Origin of the sequence: Anaerostipes sp. AF04-45, from assembly GCF_003461725.1 — a bacterium.
Taxonomy (GTDB): domain Bacteria; phylum Bacillota; class Clostridia; order Lachnospirales; family Lachnospiraceae; genus Anaerostipes; species Anaerostipes caccae.
This window is the reverse complement of sequence record NZ_QTXQ01000014.1, coordinates 669-22,597: the sequence shown is the minus strand read 5'-3', so window position 1 is coordinate 22,597 and position 21,929 is coordinate 669. Positions and strand designations below refer to the sequence as shown.

Here is a 21,929-nt window from a genome sequence, read left to right as displayed (position 1 = left end):
GTCTTAGCCTAAAATACCTGTCAGCCCCAATACCGCACCAATGATAACCAGAATCAGCATTACATAGGTGGATTTCATTTTTTTATTCTTTAATAAATATAAGGTCAGCAGCGTGATTCCCAAAGGTATCATACCCTTTAATAATTTATCCAGAACATCTGCCTGAAGAGCCAGCTTGGTAGCTCCAACCTTAATATTCATATGGGATTCGGCAGTTACATAGTTTGCTGTCAGAGATCCAAGTACCGTAGCTCCCATAATAGATGCCGCTGAGATCAGCTGTTTCATTTTACCTCCGCCAAGGATTGCCTCAACTCCTGTTTTCCCTGTCTTATACCCCCTCATATACATAAAGTAAGCGATAGGAAGCATGATACCCGCCATTAAAGCTGCAAATGCAAACGCTCCCATAACATTTCCTCCTGAAGCAATACTGATACCTACTGCCAGAAGAATGGGCTGCAGGGTCCCCTGCCACAGAGTATCACCTATTCCTGCCATAGGTCCCATCAGACCTGTTTTTACACTATTAATAGCGTCATCTGTAACATTTGCACCATTGGCACGTTCTTCTTCCATTGCCACAACCATTCCATTGATGATTCCTCCAAAGTGAGGCTCTGTATTATAAAATGACATATGGCGTTCCATAAACTTTTGCTGTTCTTCTTTATCCCCAGGATATAATTTTTCCGGAAGATGGGACATAGACTGAAGAACACCGCTGGCCTGGAGACGTTCATAGTTATAGTTTGAGTGTGAAAAAAAGGTCCATTTCCAAAACGCCTTCAGCACGTCTTTTTTACTTAAGTGGATTTTCTTATCTTCTGCCATTTTTATTTCCCTCCTTTATTCGAAATCGTCATCAAAATCATCGTCGAAACTGTCTGCTCCTGCTGTTGCTGCTGCCGTCTGCTTTTCCTCTGCCAGAGCTACCACCCCAGTGTAAATATAAGCAACAATACCTGCGATGATGGCGATCGGCATAGTATCCAGATTCAAATATACTGCGATAATAAATCCAAGTACATACCACAACAGGATTCCAGGTTTACTGATCGCTCTCAGATTCATGGCAATACCAATGGCCGGCAGCAGTCCGCCAATGACTTCCAAAGCCTGCAGCGGCCGGCCGCTCAGAGCATGAATGATGTTTGTGACCACATCAGATCCAAAATAACATCCAAGGGCTACCGGTATACATCCGATAATGAAAGCAAATACTTGAGGCGGTACAATATGAAGAAATTTGGCTTTTTTCATATTTCCTTCTTCTGCCGCTTTATCAATCATATGTACAAAGAACACATCAACTGTCATATGAATGACCCAGATAATGGTTCCCAAAAGACCAATGGGCACTGCCAGTGCGATAGCTGCCGTTGGTTTAACTCCCGCCACCATAGTTAAGGCCGTTCCCAATGTTCCTGCAAGACCCGGATCCGTGGGAGGTGCCCCTCCTGCTGAAATATAAGCAATAAACGGAAGCTGAATTGCCGCACCGATGATGGCTCCCTGAACCGGATCTCCCAAAATAAATCCTACTAAAACACCAGATACCAATGGTTTTTGGATAATGGTACTACCCAGCAGGGTTAACCACGGGGTACCATTGATTCCAAGGTAATACACAATTCCGATGAGAACTGCCTGAACAACTGAAATACTCATAATTTTTCCACCTTTCTTTTATAACAGCTTTGCTACATCTACCTTTGCGTCTTCCGCGATGATCTGGATTTCTGTGCGGCATCCGCTGTCAACAATCTTCTTTAAAATCTCCCGTTCTTTTTCTGAGGCTGAAATATTTTTATAAAATTTTTCCCGCCCGCTGCCTGCTCCCATGCCGCCGATATTTAAATGATCGAACTCTATTCCCTGCTTCATGAGTTTTAAAATTGTTTTCGGATACTTAACCAGAATAATTACTTTATCATCAGGCTTGAATCCTTTTTTAAGCCTTGCGGCTGCCTTTTCTGCTGTAAATACTCCGAGGCCAACATTGCCGGGAACAGCATTTTTTAATACCGTCTTCATAAACGGATCTGCTGCCGTTTGATCATCGATCACCATAATTTTATTGGCACTTGTAAAGTTCAGCCACGATGTCATTACCTGTCCGTGAATCAGCCTGTCATCAATTCTTGTCAAAACAACTCCCTGCATTTTGTTTCCTCCTAAATCTCATCCATATCTGTGTCATTGAGCATTTCTTCATACTGCTTATGCAGAAGCACAACCGGCTGGTTCCCTGCTTCCTCACATAGATCAGTCAGCTCATCTAAACTGCATTGATCCCTCATCATAGCCGCCTGCACCACCATTCCCATACTGACACCTGCAATGGCTTTAAAGTTCTTCATATCTGCCATGCATTTCATCACCATATTGGATGGGCTTCCTCCAAGGATATCCACAAAAGCCAGCACTCCGTCCCCATCATCAAGTTCTTTTATTGCTGTTCTGATCTTCTGCTCAAGTTCCTCTATTCCGTCTCCGTGATACAGTCCAATCGTTTTCGCCTTTTCCTGTTTTCCAGCAATCAGCTCCACTGCATTTAACAATCCTTCCGCAAAGCATCCATGGGTTGCGATCAATATTCCAACCATTCCCGCTCCTCCTTTTTCTTTATAAATTCATCATAGCAGGGCATGGCTGAAAATGTTTTCTTGTTTAGGCTGTCTCTGTCGATGTATATCCGTTGAAATATAGGAAAAATGAATGTTTTTGCATAAAAAAAGAATGTGAAAATCCAGTAATTTCCTTTTCACACTCTAGTGTTACATCTATTTATTTACTTACTACATCCATAAATGGCTGGATCATAGAAGAAAAGACAGTTAACAAAAACCCCGGAGACCAGTCCTCTCCGGGGTTTTTTTGTCACAGTGGACATACTTCAATTTTCTTACTGCCTTTATAATACCCATTTTAGTAATAATTGTAAACTTCTATTTAAGTCTAAACTTAAAGATTTAAATAATCAATCAGCGTTCTTGCAATGATCTGCAGTGGCAGCCTGGATACGATATCAAAATCCTCAATGGTCTTGTTTCTCTGGTTATATCCCAGGACAGACAAGTCTGAATAATCTTCTAAATCTGTCTTTGGCAGGCAGCAGCAGGTCACCACATTTGCACCTACCTTCTTCGCATTTTGGGCAGTCAACAACAGCTCCGGTGTACTGTTTTTTATAGAAAAAATAATGATCAGATCCCCGTGCCTGAACAGTTTATCCGACTTTTTCATAACCTCTGAATCTGACAGCATATATGCATTATACCCGAGCAGCTGAAGCTGCAGTTCCACATCTTTGGCAATCCATGCGGTAGAACCTCTTGCAATAATATAAATCTTTTGTGCCGTCTTAATAAAACGCACTACCTTGAGGATCGTCTCCGCTTTCAGTATTTCAATGGTTTTCATGCACTCTGTGACAGACTTCTGAAAAATCTCATTGACAATCTCTCCCTCCACCATATCTTCTATCATTGCAGAAAGTTTATAGCGTAGCTCCGAGAGACCGTTATACCCACACTTTCTGACAGCCCTTGATACAGTCGGAGGAGAGGTAAAACTCTTTTCGGCAAGTTCAGTGATCGTCAGCTTTAAAAACTGATCTTCATGTTGATTGATATACTCTATCACTTGCCGTTCGGCTTCTGTAAGCCCGCTTTCCAGTTCTTCTGTAATCTCAACTATCATAACCTATATTTCCCCTCTCTCGCTAAAAAAATAGTTGTCTGGTATGGCCATTACAAAAATACATGAAAAACCACCTTATAACGACCAGGTAATAAGGGTGGTTTTTGGCTTTTCTAAATTAATGATATATCATATATATGGAGGCCATCCACCCTTTAACAGCTGCTCTCCCTAAATAATATAACAATATTTGTAAATCTCCAATGTTTTATCAAAAAAGAACCCTGCCACAGTCTGTACAAGGTTCTTTTCTTTTATCAATATCTCTAGCAGATCTCCGCTCCCGCCGGCATATCTTTCTCCGGCACAACCAGAGCCAGCTCACCCTTTTCATTTTCCGCACAGAGCAGCATTCCCTCAGAAAGCACACCCGCAAGCTTGGCAGGCTTTAAGTTTACCAATACCATGACTTTCTTGCCGACCATCTCTTCCGGCTTGTAGTATGCTTTAATTCCGGAAACAATCTGTTTTACTTCACTTCCCACGCGTACCTGGGAACAGAGCAGCTTCTTAGACTTCTTCACTTCCTCACAGGCAATGATCTCACCGACCTGGAACTGCATCTTCCCGAAGTCATCAAACGTGATTTCTTCTTTCGGTTCAATGTCGATCACAGGATCTGTAAGTGCCTGCTGCTGTTTTTTCATCAGCTCTTCTGCCTGTTCAAGAACTTCCTTTTCATCCAGACGTGCAAACAGAATTTCCGGTTTCTCCGTCACCTTCGTACCGCTCTTGTAATGTCCAAATGAAGTCAGATCTTCAAAGCTTCTCGGCTCGGCATTCAGCTGTTTTAAAATCTTTGCTGAGGTCTCCGGCATATATGGTTCCAGCAGAGCGGCTCCGGTTAAAATACCTTCTACCAGATTATACAGAACCGTTGCCAGGCGGTCCTTCTTGGCATCGTCTTTTGCCAATACCCACGGCATCGTCTCGTCAATATATTTGTTGCATCTCTTAAATACATTGAAGATCTCTGTCATCGCATCCGCTACACGGAGCACATCCATCTTCTTCTGTACTTTCTCTCTCGCTCCTGTGACAACAGCTTTGAGCTGATCGTCAAATTCATCCTCAGCGCCCTTATCTTCTACAATACCGTCAAAATATTTATTGGACATGGAGATCGTACGGTTCACAAGGTTTCCTAACGTATTCGCAAGATCAGAGTTCATGCGCTCTACCATCAGTTCCCATGAGATCACACCGTCGTGTTCAAACGGCATCTCGTGGAGGACAAAGTAACGCACGGCATCCACACTGAACATCCCTGCCAGATCATCTGCATACAGAACATTTCCTTTGGACTTGCTCATCTTTCCGTCACCCTGCAAAAGCCATGGGTGTCCAAAAACCTGCTTCGGAAGTGGAAGGTCAAGTGCCATCAGGATGATCGGCCAGTAAATCGTATGGAACCGAATGATATCTTTTCCGATCAGGTGCAGGTCCGCAGGCCAGAGCTTATTAAACTGGTCTGTGCTGTCTCCGTCACAATCGTATCCAATCCCTGTGATATAGTTGGTAAGAGCATCCAGCCATACATAAACAACATGCCCCTCATCAAAATCTACCGGAATTCCCCACTTAAAAGAAGTTCTGGACACACAAAGGTCCTGGAGTCCCGGAAGCAGGAAGTTGTTCATCATCTCATTTTTTCTGGACTCCGGCTGAATAAATTCCGGATGAGTGTTGATATACTCAATGAGCCTGTCCGCATATTTGCTCAGCTTCAGGAAATACGCCTCTTCCTTCGCTGGCTGTACTTCCCGTCCGCAGTCCGGACATTTTCCGTCTACAAGCTGGCTTTCTGTAAAAAAGGATTCACATGGGGTACAGTAAAGTCCTTCGTAGTGTCCCTTGTAAATATCTCCCTGCTCATAAAGCTTTTTAAAAATCTTCTGTACCTGAGCTTCGTGGTCCGCGTCCGTTGTGCGGATAAACTTATCGTAAGAAGTATTCATCAGATCCCAGATCCTTTTGATCTCTCCTGCCACGTCGTCCACAAACTCTTTCGGCGTCACACCCTGCTCGGCCGCTTTTAATTCTACCTTCTGTCCGTGCTCGTCGGTTCCGGTCTGAAAAAATACGTCATAGCCTTCCATTCTCTTATATCTGGCAATACTGTCTGCCAAGATGATCTCATAAGTATTTCCAATGTGAGGCTTGCCAGATGTATAAGTAATCGCAGTCGTTATATAATATGGTTCCTTGCTCATGTTTCTCCTCCAATTTCGCATTATACTGTGTTTTATTATAGTACATCTTGCAAAGATAGTCTATTTTTTTCCTTGAAAAAATAGTATAATAGTATCTAAGAGATTCTATTCAGAAAGGATTCTTATGCATAAATATACATATCGTAAGTTTCTTGCATTTACCATGGCTGTCATGGTGGCATTCACCGGCTGTTCCAAAGGATCGGACACCGGGAATCCCTCCACAGCGAAAGAATCAGAATCCACCAAAGACAAAGCATCGGACCGGCAGAAGTTTGACTCCTATTTGAACCAGCTTTTCAAGGAAGACGTCAATTCCAATACGGTCAATCTGCATTATACCCTTGCACATCCGGAACGCTACGGCATCAAAGCCAAAAAGGCCGATCTGGGCAGCATCGATTTAAAAGTCCTTGACCAGGCAGAAGCCCAATGTAAGAAGGAGATAAAAAAGCTTGAGAGTTTCAACTACAAAAAACTCTCCAAAAGCCAGAAGCAGTCTTATGATTATCTCATGGACTACTTTAAGCGCCAGCAAAAGCTCGCACCTTACCCCTATCTGCAGACGGTTTTAAGCCCTACTCTCGGCTCCCAGGCCCAGCTTCCGGTAACTTTGTGCGAATACCCTTTAAGAACCAGGGAAGATGTAGAAACCTACCTTTCTCTGCTCTCCAAAGTCGGTTCCTACTTCGACACGGTCATCCGCTACGAAAAGGAACAGGTCAAACGGGGATATTTCATGTCGGATGCGGATGCAGATGCCGTCTTAAAACAAATCAATGATTTCACCAGGGCTACCGACCATAATTACATGATCGAAGTATTCAACACAAACATCGATTCGGTTTCGGGCCTCAGCACCAACCAAAAGAGAAATTACCGGAAGGAAAACCGCCGCCTGATCTTAGAAGAAGTGATTCCGGCCTATGAGAATCTGTACAGTGATTTGAAAAATCTGAAAGGAAACGGAAAGAACAACCAGGGCTATGCCCATTTCAAAAATGGGAAGTCCTATTATTCTGCTCTGGCCTCCTATAAAACCGGCTCTGACAAGACCGTTCCTCAGATGATCAAGGCCACCGAAGCACACCTTCGTTACCTTCAAACAGAGATGACAGAGATCATAAAAGAAGATCCCTCCATCTACCATGCTTTTTTAGATTTGGATCTGAATAAATATTCAAGCAGAAAACCATCGAAAATTCTGTCACAGCTGAAGCAGAAAATAAAAGATAAGTATCCTGCAGCAGCCGAAGTGGAGTGTGACATCAAATATGTCCATTCTTCTCTGGAAGAAAACTCAAGCCCGGCTTTTTACATGATTCCTGCCATCGATGACTATAAGAAAAATGTCATTTACATCAATAAGGCGCAGACCGGCCAGGAATCCCTGTATCCGACGCTGGCTCATGAGGGCTATCCGGGACATTTGTATCAAACCACTTATTTCCACAGCAAAAAAGAACATCCGATCCGTTATATTCTGGATTATCCGGGATACAGCGAAGGCTGGGCCACCTACGTGGAGATGGACTCTTACAGTTACCTCGATATGAAGCAGGAACTTGAGCCATTAAAGAAGCTTCTGCCGGACAATTATCTGTACAATATGGCCTTAAGTGCCAGAGTGGATATGGGTGTTAACTATGAAGGATGGAGTGCTGACGAGGCAGTCAAATATATGCAGCAGTACGGAACCATCAGTACCTCCAGTATGAAAGCCCTTTACCGCTATGTCATCCAGAATCCGGCCAATTACTTATGCTACTACATCGGTTATCTGGAGTTCATGGAATTAAAAGATTATTATAAAGAGAAATCTGGAAATGCTTATGATGAAAAAGTTTTTCATAAAATCATATTAGATGCCGGACCTAACAGCTTTCGTATACTCAGACAGCGCATCGACGAAAACCTGTAAATCCGGGTACGATCTTTGTACCTGCAAAACACATAAGTTTAGGAGGAAAGATTATGTCAACAAAAGCACGCTACACCCATGACGAAATTGGAAAAGGAAAACCGGGATTCTCAAAGACCCGCTCCATCATTGAGGCCGCATTTTACGGCAACAACGTCATTGAGGTTGTAAACCTGAAGCAGGCATATGAGCTTGCTAAAAATTCTCCGGGAGCCATTGTTACCGACATGCCGGTCTACCGCGGAGAAGAGTTCGGCCTGAAAAAAGACACAAAAGTTCTGCTGTTCAACGACGGCTCCGTTACCGGACGCTGTGCGGCAGCCAGAAGGATCGCGGGAAGTCCGAACGTGGATACTAACGATCTGGATTTAAAAGTGATGGATGCGATCTACGATACACGCAAAAAGACCATGTACCACGCAGAAGTCTATATCGGCTTAGACCCTGAATTTATGGTTAAGGCACATCTTCTGATTCCGGAGGGAGAGGAAAACATCCTGTACTCCTGGATGCTGAACTTCCAGTATGAGTCTGATGAATACAATAAAATGTATAAAAAGTCCCGTGCCATCGGCAGCGAGTCTGATATTTATATTTTCTCTGATCCTCAATGGAGCCATCCGGAACATCCGCTTGGGCTTACTTACTTCAACACCCAGACCAACTGTGCAGCTTTGCTTGGAATGCGCTATTTTGGAGAACATAAGAAAGGTACTCTTACCATCGCCTGGGCGATTGCCAATAGAAACGGCTACGCTTCCTGCCACGGCGGACAGAAAGAATATCGTTTAAGTCCGAACCACAGTTATGTTGCATCTTTCTTTGGCCTGTCCGGTTCAGGAAAATCAACACTGACTCACGCCGTACACAATAATAAATATGATATCACCGTCCTCCACGACGATGCCTTTATCATCAACACCGAAACCGGCTCTTCCATCGCTATGGAGCCTACTTATTTTGACAAGACCTCAGACTACCCGACCGGGTGCGAAGACAACAGGTATCTCCTCACAGCACAGAACTGTTCTGCCACGAGAGATGACAAAGGAGATGTTGTCCTTGTCACTGAAGACATCCGGAACGGCAACGGCCGGGCTATCAAGTCAAAACTCTGGTCTCCAAACCGTGTAGACAAGATTGAATCTCCAGTTAACGGCATTTTCTGGATTATGAAAGATCCTACCATTCCGCCGATCATCAAAGTCAACGGTTCACATTTGGCTGCAGTCATGGGCGCTACCCTCGCCACAAAGCGTACTAACGCAGAACGCCTGGCGCCTGGAGTAGACCCGAACCGTCTGGTCGTGGAACCATATGCAAACCCGTTCCGTACTTATCCTCTTGTGGATGATTACAACAAGTTCCGTTCCCTTGTAAAGGACCGCCATGTAGAATGTTATATCTTAAATACCGGCGACTTTATGGGCAAGGATATCACTCCTGGTGTTACTTTGTCTGTATTAGAACAGATCGTTGAGGGCAATGCCCAATTAAAACCTTGGGGACCGTTCAGCAACATGGAAACGATCGAAGTGGAAGGATATGTCCCTGATTTTGATGATGAGACTTATGTCAATACCCTGAAAGCAAGAATGACAGAACGTCTGAACTTCATCTTTGAAAAGGATACACAGGACGGCGGATACAATGCTCTTCCTACTGAGGCAAAAGAGGCTCTGGCTAAAGTAATCAGCGAAGCGCACAACCATGTAAAATAAAAGTGAGGTGAATTCTTACCGTGACCAAAGAGCAGCTGAATGACATTGTGGTAAACCTTTTCCATGAAATATCTTATCAGGAGGAAAAGGCGGTCATCACAGAGGAGTTCAAAGACATTTCCAACAAAGAACTGCATATCATCGACGCGATCGGAACCGGCAGTCCGAAGAATATGTCTTCCATCGCAAAGGCCCTGAACATCACGGTAGGTACGCTGACCATCGCCATAAACAGTCTTTTAAAAAAAGGCTATGTAATCCGCAGGCGCGGAGAGCAGGACCGCAGAATCGTTTATATATCCCTCTCTGACAAAGGAAAGGAAGCCTTTGACCATCACAGTCAGTTTCACCGCGCGATGCTTGAAGATGTACTTTCCCGATTAGACGAAGAGGAAGAACGCCTTCTGATACGGATCATGGAATATTTCCGGGATTACTATGAGACAAAAAACAATTAAAAACGGGGGCTGGAAATCTTTCCAGCCCCCGTTTTTAATGCATCCCGGTGAGAAATACACTGGCCATTACTCCTGCGAAGGTTGCCAGAAGAGCACCTGCCAGGGTGTATCTGGTCTTTTTGATATGTACGGCCGAGAAATAGATAGACATTGTATAAAAACATGTCTCGGTAGAACTTAAAATAATTGATGACATGACTCCCTGAGCTGAGTCAGGGCCAAAGTTCTTAAAAATATCCAAAAGGAATCCAGTAGCTGCCGAAGATGAAAACAGCTTTGCAAAGATTACCGGAAGCACGTCCTTGGGAATCTTTAAAAGCTGTCCCACCGGACTCAATACGGATACAAGAAGATCCAGCGCTCCGGACGTCCTGAAAATCTGCACAGCTAAAAACAGTGCAATCAGGGTAGGGGCAATTTCCATGACTACCTTAAATCCATCCTGGACTCCTTCCAGAAACGGCTGATACATTTCTTTTTTTGAAATCATTCCATACAAAAGTATCATGAATAAAATTAAAGGGATAATAATGCCGGACAGCGAAACAATCACAGTCACACCCGCCTTATTACTTTATATTACAATATATACATGCATCCTCGTCCTATATGCCAAAAACAGGTAAGATTGATAGAACTCATTATAATAAAAAAGGATACCAGAAACAAATCGTGCTTTCCTGGTATCCTTAGATTATTTTTGGTTACTTCTTATATTTTTTTCTGAGAAGCAGCAGTACGGCACCTGCCGCACACACAGCCACTATGGCGTAAACAGCTGTATGTGAACTGTCTCCGGTTCTGGAAACCCTTGATTCAGTCACCGATTTGCTGGAAGCTTCAGAAGTTTTGACAGTTTCACTGTCCTCTCTGTAGTAAGAATCTTCATCCTCAGGTTCTTCATATGTTGTCGTGGTTGTTGTCTCACTTGTGCTAGATTCTTCTTCATCATCTCCACCGTAATATGGATCTTCCGGTGAAGGCTCATCATACATTTCCACAGTCTGCAGTTCTCCCCCTGCATTCACTGTAAACCTCACATCCTCTGCAAGTTCGTAGCCAAACGGTGCTTCTGTCTCCCTTAAAATATATTCTTCTCCGGGAATAAACTTTCCTGTGACCGCGTGTGCCTCCTCTTCAGATGTCCACTCTTCAACGATCAATTCTGATCCGTCTTCCTGAATCTGAATGATCTGAAGCTCAGCTCCTGCCAGCGCTTTCTTCGTCGCTGCATCCAGCTTGATGACAGAAACTTTTGTAGGTACATTTTCAGCTTCGACAACTACCGGTGTCTCTGCTGCCTGATCGTTAATTCTGAATTCATATTTGGTCTCCGCATCCAGATTGTAGCCTTCCGGCGCTTTTGTTTCCTGGAAATAATAAGTTCCGAGCCTCAGATAGTCAAATCTGATCTGACCCTGTGCATCGGTCTTAAGTCCCTGAGCCACTAACTCTCCGTCTGCCTTGTACAGGCTGAATTCTGCTCCTTCAAGAGTCTGGGCGTCTTCGCTGCTCACCTTTTTAAGGAGAACGGAACCTCGTTTTGCTTCATTTGTAATTGTAAAACCAAAGTTCAGAGTTCCATTTTCATCTAATGAGAAAGTGTAGTCTCTTCCGTCAAACTGAACCTGTACTCTGTCGGATTCTTTCTCCCCGATCACTAGTTTGTGCTCCGCTGCGTCCAGTACATAATCGTTCAGAGCCTTTGTCTCTTTCAGATAATAGGTGTTGCCGTATTTTAATCCTGCATCGAAAGCAATCCTTCCCTTGTTATCTGTTTTCATAACACTTCCAACTTCATTCTTATTATGGTCATAAAGCTGAAATTCAACATTTTCCAAGGGAGCATTATCTTCTGCATCTGTTTTGTTTAAGATAAAACGAATGTTATCACCTGTCAGGCCGCTGTTCATTCCGCTTAATATCAATGGGACACTGCCGCTGGTTACCTTGGTCTCTTTGGCACTCGCATCAAAGGTAACGGTGTTTTTAATATTTCCTGTGGCAGATGTGACATCTGTGATAAATAAGACTTTAAACTGGTGAGTTAAATCCAGTCCATCCGGGAATGTAAACACAATCTTACCTGAAACATCATCATAATCTGAATCCATTCCGGAAATCTCTTTATTGTTTGCCGTCACATCGATCAGCTTTACAGATCCCTCTCTGTAAGTCAGTCCCGGCTGAAGCTGATCTGTAATTTCGGCCTTCTGTTTCGTAATTACCGCATGGTTTTTATTTACATTTACGGTCCACTCTACATAATTTCCTTTTTTATAAGAAGTGGTTTTTTCTACATCTGGCGTATAGCTTACATTTACTTCAGCTTTTGCTGTCAGCTCTGTTTTAAACTCGTCTGCCCGTACACTCACTTCATTGACTGCACTTACCTTTTCTGGTTTTGTCTCAGCCTTTGTCTCATCGGTAACGGTACTCAGTGTCATGTCATTTTTGTCTGTCGGAAGCATTTGTTCCGGGAAGTAAATAATGATACTATCACCGCTGACCTCATAGTAAGGCTGATCTGCACTCTTCTCTGTCCCAAGAACTTTATCTCCGTATTTAAGGCTTCCCTCTACGAGTCTGTGGCCTTCCGGAAGCTTCTCTGTGACAACCATGTTATGAATGTAAATGCCCTTTGACCTGAGCCAGATCGTCCAGTTGAATTCATCTTTGCTGCTGTTATAACTTCCCTTCTTGGAAACGAAAGTCTGGATATTTACAGAACCTGTTCCCGTAATATCCTGTTTGTTACCATCCCATTCGAGAAACACATGGTTTTTAAAAGAAACAGCCGGTGAGTTCCCATTTGCATTCTGAGTGAACTGAAGGGCTCCGCCCTTAATCCTTGTTGTATATGTGATCGTGCATTTGTTTTTTCCAAGATCCTTTATAGTAAAAATTAATTCGTTTCCATTTACCTGCACATTTTTTTCATTCTTGCCCTTATAATTAGCATTAAAAGATCCGGCAATGTATTCAAGCCCTTCCGGAAGCACATCTTTAAACTGAATGTCTCCATTCACTGTTTTGGTTGGATTGTTATTGACAGTGACTGTCCATTTTATGGTATTGTCATCTTCAACTCTTGCAAAGGCTCCTGACTTTGTAAGTCCCAGCTTTCCTTTCTGATATCCGCTTCCCCAGCTGGAATCCTCATAATCAGAAATGCTTACATGGTTTCCAACCGTCATGACTGCAGTATTTCTTACACTTCCTTTTTTTACAGCCGCCTCGGTATCCAGCCAGATCTTATAATTGACATAGACAAAGTTATTGTTGTACTTTGGATCAAGTGTTACTTTAAATTCTCGTGTTGCCGTATCATACGTATATTCATTTTCACCCGGTGTACTTCCTGCTGCCTTTGTAAGTTTCACTGCATTGCCGCTGCCATATTTCACTGTGAGCTGTCCTTCTGTCTCCATCAGTGAGGTTCCTTCTGGAAGCTTATCTGTAAATGTAACCGGCAGTTCTCTGCCCGCTGTATCGTACCAACCTTTCAGCTGAAAGCCAAGATACGGCTTCTTTGCATCGTCATCATATCCTATATTATTGGATGCATTTTTATCTTTCCAAAATGCATATCTTACCACCCGGACTGAAGCATCGGCTGAAGCTTCACCTTTACTGTCCCCTGTCTTAATTGTTACAGTATTAGCTGCAATGGCAGACATATCTTTTGCACCATTGGGCTTATAATCTGATTCAAAAAATTCATCCGTAAGCTTTGTTTTGTAAGTTAATGTATGGGAACCATTGCTGATCTTTCCGAACTTATAGTTCCATCCATTGTCAGTTAGTTCCGGATCGGCAGTTTTTGTTCCGTCTAACTCCACGGAACCTTTTACAAAGACTTGTTTTTTATCAAACGTATCTATCAGGGTGTATCCTTCCAGATTATTGTCTCCCTTATCCGGTGTGGCAATGACCGTCCATGTGATGGTCTGGTCTTCTCTGTTCAGCGTTCCCTTTTTCGCTACTTCAGGGCTTTTCTTTTCCACTTCCGGTTTAAAGTCAGTCTGATACTCCTGCCCGAATCCCTCAAGTTGTCCCAGATCGAAAATAATTGTCTCTTCTTTTAACTGATCTGCGTCCACGCTGCAGCTAATCTCCATGAACCCTTCAATATTAGATTGAGTCAGCGTTTTTGGAAATTTTACTGTGATGGTTGCATTGTTGTTTACGGTCCAGTTCGGAACTTCCTCTACAGCGCCTGCCTGTTGCTTATTTAATTTCTGCGCAGCGCCGCTGAGACCATCTAACTGGAACACGTTCGGCATTTTCAGAATATAAGTGGATCCTCCCTGAATGGTTTCCTTATTCGGAATTTTGAACTCATATCTGATGATCACATTGCTGTCTTTTGTGACAGGATGAGACTCCGTGAACGGATTTCCTAAATGGTCTGTAAATGCAAATTTAGTTAAGTATTTGGTGAAATCGCCGTTTGTCACCACAGGATCTGATCCCTGTTTTACGGACTTTACGGCTGTTTTTTTCTGAATTGCTGTGACAGATGCAGTGCTCTCGGCCTTTGCGGCTTCTGTATTACTCTCTGTTGCGGCCTTTTGCTCTGTTGTGACAGATTCTGTGGCCATTGCAGCTGTTTCCTCAGTTGCTAAAGAAGCCTCTGTTGTAGAAGTGATCTGTTCTGATGCAGTTTCTGTTTCCGCCTCCTGTGCATGGACATTGGTGAACGCACCATTCCCTGCGATAAATGATATCGTCAGCACAAAAGCCGCAAGAACTGCAAGACTTTTTCTTACCTTTTTACTCATTTTCATACCCCCATTTATTATTTGAAACAAAAAAGACTGAGTATCCAACGGATTCTCAATCTACACATAAATAATAATTTATGAGGCAGCTGGCTGGCACGATCATACTCCCTATACGATATAGCCCCTTTAGCTTTGCGTCACTGCCTTTCGGCAGCTTTGCCTATTTATTTTACTCTTTCTAAACCTATATTCTCATCATATACAAATTGTCTCTAAAAATCAAGTGCTTTTCTGAAATTTCTCGATGATCTTTGCAAAGAGAATTCCTACGATCGTGGAACAAAAGGTTGCAACAATGGCCGGCGCAACAATCGCGGTCGGATTCACACTTCCGTACTGGCTTCGGAATACGATGATGTTGACCGGAATCAGCTGTAAAGATGAAATGTTAAGAATCAGAAACATACACATTTCCCTGGTGGCGACACCTTTGTGCGGATTGATCCTGTCAAGGGCCTTCATTGCCTTGATCCCTGACGGTGTTGCGGCCCATCCAAGTCCCAGAAGATTAGCCACGATATTCGTGCTGATGTATTCCTTTGCCTCCTTATCCCTCAACCTCGGAAACAGAAGCTTTAAAAAGGGCGCTATGAGTCTCTCAAGCTTTTTTACAAGGCCTAAGGAGACTGCAACGTTCATAATCCCGGACCATACCCCCACGACCCCGAACATCAGGATACAGAGTTGTACAGCTTCCTTAGAAGAATCCAGAATCGTGTCTGATACGGCATTCAGATTACCGTTTATACTTCCTATTAATATACCTGCTAAGATTAAAATACTCCATATATAATTGATCAAAGAAAAACTCCTTTTTCGTTCTTAGTGTATCCTATTCTTTTCCCCATAAGAATATGCTTCAAAGCCCGGATTTGACAAGCTTTGTGAGGTATGATATTGTTAGGTATAGTAGTTTACTAATTTGCAAGGAGGGAAGCGAATATGAAGAGTACAGGTATTGTAAGAAAGCTTGATGAGCTGGGACGTATTACTTTACCAATTGAGTTAAGACGTAATCTGGATGTGAATGAGAGGGATCCCCTTGAGATCTTCGTTGACGAAGATACGATCATATTGAAAAAGTACAATCCAGCAGACATCTTTACTGGCGAAATGGATGATCTCGTTGAGTACAAAGGCAAGAAAGTGTCAAAAAGTTCTATCATTGAATTGGCGAAACTTGCTGGTTTAAATGTTGCAGAATAAAGCAGTGGGATATAGTGAAAGGACATATGCTGGATGATATGTCCTTTTTTTGATGTTATTTTATTTCTTATACCGGAGAAGCTCCTGATAAATATCTCTTTTTCCTACTCCGCGGTCTTTGGCCACCAGTTTCATAGCCTCTTTTTGTGAGAGGCCTTTCCCTAAATAGCGTTCCATATGCTCCATCAAATCGAGTTCCTGAAACTGCTCCTGGCTCTCCTTTTTCAGTTCCTCCAATGTTCTTCCCTGAATGATCAGAACACACTCACCCTTTGCCGGATGTTCGGTATAATAGGAGATGACCTCTTCCATCTCAGAAACAAATACCGTTTCATGCTTCTTTGTCAGTTCCCTGCAGACCGTCATTTTCCTATTCCCCATCGTGCTGTAAAGTTCCTCCAAAGTCTTTAACAGCCTGTGGGGAGCCTCATACAAAATAATCGTCCGTGTTTCATCCTTCAGCTGTTCTAAGATCATGGCGCGCTCTTTTTTATCTGGCGGCAGAAATGCTTCAAAACAGAATCTTCTGGTTGGCTGCCCTGAAATAATCAGTCCATTGATCAGGGCACATGCACCCGGCAGGGACGTTACCTGAATGCCGTTTTCATGACACTGTCTCACCAGTTCTTCTCCCGGATCTGAAATGCCCGGTGTTCCTGCATCCGTAATCAGTGCAATGTTTTTTCCATCCTCCAGAAGCTTTACAAGATAACGGGCTTTTTCTACACGGTTGTACTCGTGATAGCTCGTCATCTTTGTCTTAATATCAAAGTGATTTAAAAGCTTAATGCTGTGCCGTGTGTCTTCCGCAGCGATCAAATCTACAGCTTTTAACGTTTCCAGTGTCCGGAATGTAATGTCCTCCAGATTGCCGATAGGCGTTGCACATAAATATAATTTCCCTGCCATTTAAACCTCCTCTGGTTTCCATCCATAAATTTTATAAATTTCTTCCGTATACTGTCCGGGCTTTTCATAGATGATCAAAGGCGGTTCGACCTTCATCCTGGACTTCCCTCCTTTTACTGCTTCCAGCAAAAAAATATTGGATTCTTTTTCCCTGTAAGGATAAACAAACCGGATTCTTTTGGGCTCCAGTCCGTCATTGCTCAAACAGTTAAGGATCTCAGAAAGACGATAGCTTCTGTGAACCAAAAACAAACTTCCGCTGTGTTTTAAAAGGACTCTGGCAGCATCGGAAATATCCCGGAATCTGCACAGGATCTCATGTCTTGCAATGGCTTTCGCATCATTTGAATTCCTGAAGCCATGATCATGCACCAAATAAGGCGGATTTGAAGTAATGACATCAAAGCTGTCATGTGAAAAAATCGCAGAAGCCTTCGTAATATCACCTTCTACGATCTCTATCTTTTCTTCCAGCCCGTTTAATGCAGCACTTCTTGCTGCCATCTCGGCCATCTCACTCTGGATTTCCAGCCCGGTAAAATGTCTTCCGGGCGTCTTGGCTTCCATGAGGATCGGAAGAATCCCAGTTCCTGTGCCAAGATCCAGCACATTACCGTTTTTCTTCACTTTGACAAAAGAGGACAGTAGAACCGCGTCCATTCCAAAACAGAAACCGTCTTTTTTCTGGATGATCTGATATCCCTTTATACCCAGATCATCCAATCGCTCTCCGTCTCCAAGTTTAGCTCTCATGATTCTTGTGGCTGCCCTTTCCCCGTCTTTTTCTCGCATTTTTCGGATGATAATTCAAATCATCCAGCTTGTACTCCACGATTTCCTTATCGCCGTTGTCATCTTCTACGATCAGCTTCACATTTTGTCTGAGTATATTGACCCGCTGCACTTCGCCAGTGCGGCCGTCCGATGTTTTCACTGCATCTCCGATGTTCGGCAGTTTCTTGTTCAGGTATTCGTATGTCTCCTGCTCATTTTTCAGACAGCACATCAGTCGCCCGCAGACCCCTGAAATCTTAGTGGGATTCAGAGACAGGCTCTGTTCCTTTGCCATCTTAATGGAGACCGGAATGAATTCCGACAGATAAGAACTGCAGCACAGTGCCCGTCCGCAGATTCCAATCCCGCCGAGCATCTTTGCCTCATCTCTCACACCGATCTGGCGCAGTTCGATTCTTGTTCTGAAAATAGATGCCAGGTCTTTCACCAATTCACGAAAATCCACACGGCCGTCCGCGGTAAAGTAAAACAGGACTTTATTGTTGTCAAACGTATACTCGGTAGCTACCAGTTTCATCTCCAGTTTGTGCTCCCGGATCTTCTGTGAACAGATAGAGAAAGCTTCCTTCTCTTTCTTCAGATTTTCCAGTGCTGCATCTTTATCTTCTCTGGTTGCAATCCGAAGAACCGGTTTTAACTCGTCAGAGACGGCTTCCTTGTCCACTTTCTTTTTGTCCGTTACAACTCTGCCGTATTCCACGCCGCGGGCAGTTTCCACAATCACATGGTCTCCCTGTTTTATGTCAAACTTTTTTGGATCAAAAAAATATACTTTCCCGGCAGTACGGAACCGCACTCCAACTACTTCTACCATACCTTTCCATTCTCCTTCATCGTTAGAAGCAACATTTCCATCGTCACTTCAAAATTCACGTTCGCATTCAAGCGTACTCTGGCCTTCTGAATCTCGTCCATGATGTGGGTAAGTCCTTCAAATGTAATATATATTTCCTGCTCTTTGAGCTGGCGGTACTTGTCCTTGAAAATCAGAAGATTCACAGATCCCGTTGTCTTGAGGATCAGCATATCCCTGTACCAGTCTGTCATAATATCAAGAAAATCATAAATCTGTTCTTTATATTTTGTCAATGTCTTTAAATAAGAAATCATCTCATGAAGTTCAATATGATGTATATAACCAAGCATTCCCAACGCTTCATTCAGCATCTCGTGGAACTCTTTAGTCTCAGCCACATGGACAGCCTTTCCAAGGTTACCCAGTGAGAATGATACTGCAAACTCAATCATATCCTCATCTGCCTGAGTATGTTCCTTCAGGTAATCCCTGATCTGATCTTCCGGGACAGTTCCCAGAGACATACATACACATCTGGACAATATTGTCTCCAGCAGACGGTCTTTGTTGTTTGTAAGAAGCAGGATCACTGCATACTCCGGCGGTTCTTCCAGCGTCTTTAACAGTGCATTCTGAGCCCCTACATTCATACGGTCTGCATCGTCCACAATATATATTTTATAATTGCTGCTGTACGGCTTAATGTCTATGGTCTCATTGATCCCCTGTCTGATCTCATCTACGCGGATCTCGTATTTTTCATGTGTTATATAGATCAGATCCGGATGGTTTCCCGTATCCGCCTGACGGCACGGCGTACATTGTCCGCACCCCTCATGTTTCTCACAGAGCAGCGCTTTCGCAAAGGCTTTTGCCAATGTCATCTTTCCTGATCCGTCTTCTCCATTCAGTAAATATGCATGTGAAATCTGTCCGGTCTGAATGGCTTCTTCAAAATGCTGTATGATCTTCTTATGTCCAACCACGTTATCAAAACTCTTCATCTCATCCTCTTCCATCCCTATGAAATCAATCCCCTGCCTTACGTCTGTTTTGTCTCTCTCGTCAGGGCATCATCAACTGCTACTTTTATCTGACGGTGAATTTCCTCAATGGAGTTTCTCCCGTCTATTTTAACCATTCTGTTTTTATCTCTTTCGGCTAACAGCCTGTATCCTTCCACCACTTTCCTGTGAAATTCCAGCTTTTCTGATTCCATACGGTCCAGCTCTGCCTGCTGTTTCTTCCTTCCGATGCCGGTCTCTGCATCCACATCAAGCAGGAGCGTTATATCCGGCATAGTATTTCCCACTGCAAAACGGTTTACTTCATATACCAGATCAACACCCAGTCCCCTTGCAATTCCCTGATATACGGCCGAAGATTCTATGAAGCGGTCACAGATGACTACTTTTCCCTGGTCCAGAGCAGGCTGTATGACTTCCTCTACTAACTGGGCCCTGGCCGCAGCGTACAAAAGAAGTTCTGTCATATGTCCCATGTTTTTATAATCCCGGTTGAGGATCACTTCACGGATCGCTTCGCTTATAACCGTGCCTCCCGGTTCCCTGCATACTATTATATCATACCCCTTCTGCAATAAGTAGACTCTTAATAAATCAATCTGTGTCGATTTTCCGGCACCGTCCGGCCCTTCCATCGTTATAAATATTCCCATCTCAAACCCTTTCATCCACTATGTAAATCCGGCCTTCTGACAGACCGAGCAAATTCATCTTCTGTTCCCGGTACTCCTTCATTTTCTGCACTATTTCCTCTGAAATTCTCTCTCCCGGCACCGCCAGCGGTATACCCGGAGGATATAAAAATATAAATTCCGCACTGAGCTCTCCGACCGCTTCGTACGGAGACACCAGCTTCCTGCCCCTGATCTTTGCCTCATAAGGCGTCATAACCTGCTCAGCAGCCGGAATAACAGCCTGTCCCGGATTTGGGACATGGTACAGGCTTTCATCTGTCTCCAGAAAAGCCTCACACAATTTACCTAACGCCTCTTTTGTATCACAAATACTCGTCATAGCCGTGACATAGGATATTTCGGACATCTCCAGCTCGATCCCATATTCACTCCTCAAAATATGAAACAGCTCTTTGCCGGTAATCTTTGTATCTCCGGTCAAAACAACGATTTTCCCCGGATCATCTGTCCTTAAGAGCTTCAGATTTCTCATATGTTTAAGTCTGGCCCGGATATCCATTAGATTCTGAACATAGTCATCAAACAAGTCCGGCCTGTCTGCACATTTCCTGACACAGTAATCAATACTTGCCATCAAAATATAAGACGGACTGCTGCTCTGAAACGTAGATAAAGCCTGCTGAATCTCCCTGGTGCCTATCCTGGAACTGCATATGTGCAGAAGTCCGGTCTGAGTAAGGGAAGGCAGTGTCTTGTGCAGACTCTGGATCACTGCGTCTGCTCCCTGAGATACCGCACTCTCGGGAAATCCACTGTGAAATACAAAATGTGCTCCGTGAGCTTCATCCACGATCAGGGGAATCCCCTCTTCATGAAGAACCTCGGCAATCTGCCTGATATCAGACACGATCCCTTCATAAGTGGGAGAAACGATAACAGCGGCTTTAATGCCTTTTTCCCTGTTCAGGATGTCCTGCACCTGGCTTCTGGTAATCCCCATACAAATATTCTGCTCTATTTTGGGATATAAATAAACCGGCCTTAATCCAAGCATGGAAATTGCATGATATACGGACTTGTGACAATTCCTGCTGATAAGAATCTTATCCCCCAGCCGACAGGACGCAGTCACAGAAGCTAAAATACCTCCGGTGGTGCTGTTGATCAGAAAATAACTTTCCTTACTTCCATATATATGTTTGATATACTCCATTGATTCTTTAATCATCCCTTCCGGATGATGCAGGTCGTCATAGCCGCTGATCTCTGTAGTGTCAAGCGCAAACAGAGATCCCTCTCTCATAATGTCCTGTTTCTTCCTTTTGTGCCCAGGCATATGAAACGGATACAATCCTTCTTTATCTAATTGTCTTAATTTTTCAAAAATAGGATATTTCATAAATTATTATTAAGCCTCATTTTATCCTATTTTATCATACACACCGTGGATATTCCAAGACATTTTAAGGAGTAGCACAGTCTTTTGTGAAAAACGAAAAAAGCCCTGATATAAATCAGAACTTTTGGGATGCCCAGAGCCGGAATCGAACCAGCGACACGAGGATTTTCAGTCCTCTGCTCTACCGACTGAGCTATCTGGGCTTGGGTATTGATCTTTGTAGTCCGTGTGCCGAACTCAGAATCAAAGATTCTTCGTTCACGGTGTTTCCGCCTATAAAATATAAAAAATAAATAATTCTGACCATAAATGCTCAGCCTTATTTATTTTTATATTTTGCACACTCAAATGCAAATGGA

The 21,929-nt window shown here is 43.4% G+C and carries 19 protein-coding genes, 1 tRNA gene and 1 riboswitch; of the genes, 4 read left to right on the top strand and 16 right to left on the bottom strand.

What is annotated here, in order from left to right; translation table 11 throughout:
- Positions 1-3: 3 nt before the first annotated feature.
- The 6 genes from DWV34_RS15435 to metG all read right to left on the bottom strand — a co-directional run bounded on the left by DWV34_RS15435 (position 4) and on the right by metG (position 5,918).
- Positions 4-834, bottom strand: coding sequence for a PTS system mannose/fructose/sorbose family transporter subunit IID (locus DWV34_RS15435; protein WP_022260691.1), 831 nt, complete (start codon positions 832-834; stop codon positions 4-6).
- Positions 835-849: 15 nt separating this feature from the next.
- Positions 850-1,671, bottom strand: a complete 822-nt coding sequence (locus tag DWV34_RS15430) for a PTS mannose/fructose/sorbose/N-acetylgalactosamine transporter subunit IIC (RefSeq protein ID WP_118476609.1) — start codon at positions 1,669-1,671, stop codon at positions 850-852.
- A gap of 18 nt (positions 1,672-1,689) precedes the next feature.
- The gene (locus tag DWV34_RS15425; protein WP_009291036.1) at positions 1,690-2,166 is read right to left on the bottom strand and encodes a PTS sugar transporter subunit IIB; all 477 of its coding nucleotides are present in this window, start codon (positions 2,164-2,166) and stop codon (positions 1,690-1,692) included.
- A gap of 11 nt (positions 2,167-2,177) precedes the next feature.
- The gene (locus tag DWV34_RS15420) at positions 2,178-2,609 is read right to left on the bottom strand and encodes a PTS sugar transporter subunit IIA (protein WP_009291035.1); all 432 of its coding nucleotides are present in this window, start codon (positions 2,607-2,609) and stop codon (positions 2,178-2,180) included.
- A 358-nt stretch (positions 2,610-2,967) separates the two neighbouring features.
- Positions 2,968-3,705, bottom strand: coding sequence for a MurR/RpiR family transcriptional regulator (locus tag DWV34_RS15415; protein WP_009291034.1), 738 nt, complete (start codon positions 3,703-3,705; stop codon positions 2,968-2,970).
- 266 nt (positions 3,706-3,971) lie between these two features.
- Complete coding sequence (metG, locus tag DWV34_RS15410) at positions 3,972-5,918, bottom strand: methionine--tRNA ligase (protein ID WP_118476608.1); 1,947 nt, start codon at positions 5,916-5,918, stop codon at positions 3,972-3,974.
- 124 nt (positions 5,919-6,042) lie between these two features.
- Between metG and DWV34_RS15405 the strand changes: the two genes are divergently transcribed.
- The 3 genes from DWV34_RS15405 to DWV34_RS15395 are packed head-to-tail and all read left to right on the top strand — an operon-like array spanning position 6,043 to position 10,018.
- The gene (locus DWV34_RS15405; RefSeq protein WP_118476607.1) at positions 6,043-7,839 is read left to right on the top strand and encodes a DUF885 domain-containing protein; all 1,797 of its coding nucleotides are present in this window, start codon (positions 6,043-6,045) and stop codon (positions 7,837-7,839) included.
- Between the two features lie 53 nt (positions 7,840-7,892).
- Positions 7,893-9,560 carry a phosphoenolpyruvate carboxykinase (ATP) gene (locus DWV34_RS15400; protein ID WP_118476606.1) on the top strand — a complete coding sequence of 556 codons (1,668 nt, stop codon included), beginning with the start codon at positions 7,893-7,895 and terminating at the stop codon, positions 9,558-9,560.
- Between the two features lie 20 nt (positions 9,561-9,580).
- Positions 9,581-10,018, top strand: coding sequence for a MarR family winged helix-turn-helix transcriptional regulator (locus tag DWV34_RS15395; RefSeq protein WP_006567972.1), 438 nt, complete (start codon positions 9,581-9,583; stop codon positions 10,016-10,018).
- Between the two features lie 34 nt (positions 10,019-10,052).
- Here DWV34_RS15395 and DWV34_RS15390 read toward each other — a convergent pair whose 3' ends face one another.
- The 3 genes from DWV34_RS15390 to DWV34_RS15380 all read right to left on the bottom strand — a co-directional run bounded on the left by DWV34_RS15390 (position 10,053) and on the right by DWV34_RS15380 (position 15,606).
- Positions 10,053-10,526, bottom strand: coding sequence for a nucleoside recognition domain-containing protein (locus tag DWV34_RS15390; RefSeq protein WP_006567973.1), 474 nt, complete (start codon positions 10,524-10,526; stop codon positions 10,053-10,055).
- Positions 10,527-10,722: 196 nt separating this feature from the next.
- On the bottom strand, positions 10,723-14,802 hold the full coding sequence (locus DWV34_RS15385; protein ID WP_158565697.1) for an MSCRAMM family protein: 4,080 nt from the start codon (positions 14,800-14,802) through the stop codon (positions 10,723-10,725).
- 81 nt (positions 14,803-14,883) lie between these two features.
- Positions 14,884-14,976, bottom strand: a riboswitch (cyclic di-GMP riboswitch).
- Between the two features lie 48 nt (positions 14,977-15,024).
- Complete coding sequence (locus DWV34_RS15380) at positions 15,025-15,606, bottom strand: hypothetical protein (protein WP_006567975.1); 582 nt, start codon at positions 15,604-15,606, stop codon at positions 15,025-15,027.
- 141 nt (positions 15,607-15,747) lie between these two features.
- On the opposite strand from DWV34_RS15380, the gene DWV34_RS15375 reads away from it, so the two are divergent.
- Positions 15,748-16,011, top strand: a complete 264-nt coding sequence (locus tag DWV34_RS15375; RefSeq protein WP_006567976.1) for an AbrB/MazE/SpoVT family DNA-binding domain-containing protein — start codon at positions 15,748-15,750, stop codon at positions 16,009-16,011.
- 60 nt (positions 16,012-16,071) lie between these two features.
- Here DWV34_RS15375 and rsmI read toward each other — a convergent pair whose 3' ends face one another.
- The 7 genes from rsmI to DWV34_RS15340 form a co-directional block, all read right to left on the bottom strand.
- Complete coding sequence (rsmI, locus tag DWV34_RS15370) at positions 16,072-16,920, bottom strand: 16S rRNA (cytidine(1402)-2'-O)-methyltransferase (protein ID WP_006567977.1); 849 nt, start codon at positions 16,918-16,920, stop codon at positions 16,072-16,074.
- Positions 16,921-17,673: a tRNA1(Val) (adenine(37)-N6)-methyltransferase gene (locus tag DWV34_RS15365; protein ID WP_118476627.1), complete on the bottom strand. Its 753-nt coding sequence runs from the start codon at positions 17,671-17,673 to the stop codon at positions 16,921-16,923.
- Positions 17,663-18,529 (bottom strand): PSP1 domain-containing protein, encoded by an 867-nt coding sequence (locus DWV34_RS15360; RefSeq protein WP_009291025.1) that lies wholly within the window; start codon positions 18,527-18,529, stop codon positions 17,663-17,665. Before DWV34_RS15360 ends, DWV34_RS15365 begins: the two co-directional genes overlap by 11 nt.
- Positions 18,523-19,515, bottom strand: a complete 993-nt coding sequence (holB, locus tag DWV34_RS15355) for a DNA polymerase III subunit delta' (RefSeq protein WP_022260686.1) — start codon at positions 19,513-19,515, stop codon at positions 18,523-18,525. Before holB ends, DWV34_RS15360 begins: the two co-directional genes overlap by 7 nt.
- Positions 19,516-19,553: 38 nt before the next feature.
- A complete protein-coding gene (tmk, locus tag DWV34_RS15350) occupies positions 19,554-20,189 on the bottom strand; it encodes a dTMP kinase (RefSeq protein WP_022260685.1) in 636 nt (211 codons plus the stop codon).
- Between the two features lies 1 nt (position 20,190).
- The gene (locus DWV34_RS15345) at positions 20,191-21,570 is read right to left on the bottom strand and encodes an aminotransferase class I/II-fold pyridoxal phosphate-dependent enzyme (RefSeq protein ID WP_009291023.1); all 1,380 of its coding nucleotides are present in this window, start codon (positions 21,568-21,570) and stop codon (positions 20,191-20,193) included.
- Between the two features lie 130 nt (positions 21,571-21,700).
- Positions 21,701-21,773, bottom strand: a tRNA-Phe gene (locus tag DWV34_RS15340).
- Between the last annotated feature and the right edge of the window lie 156 nt (positions 21,774-21,929).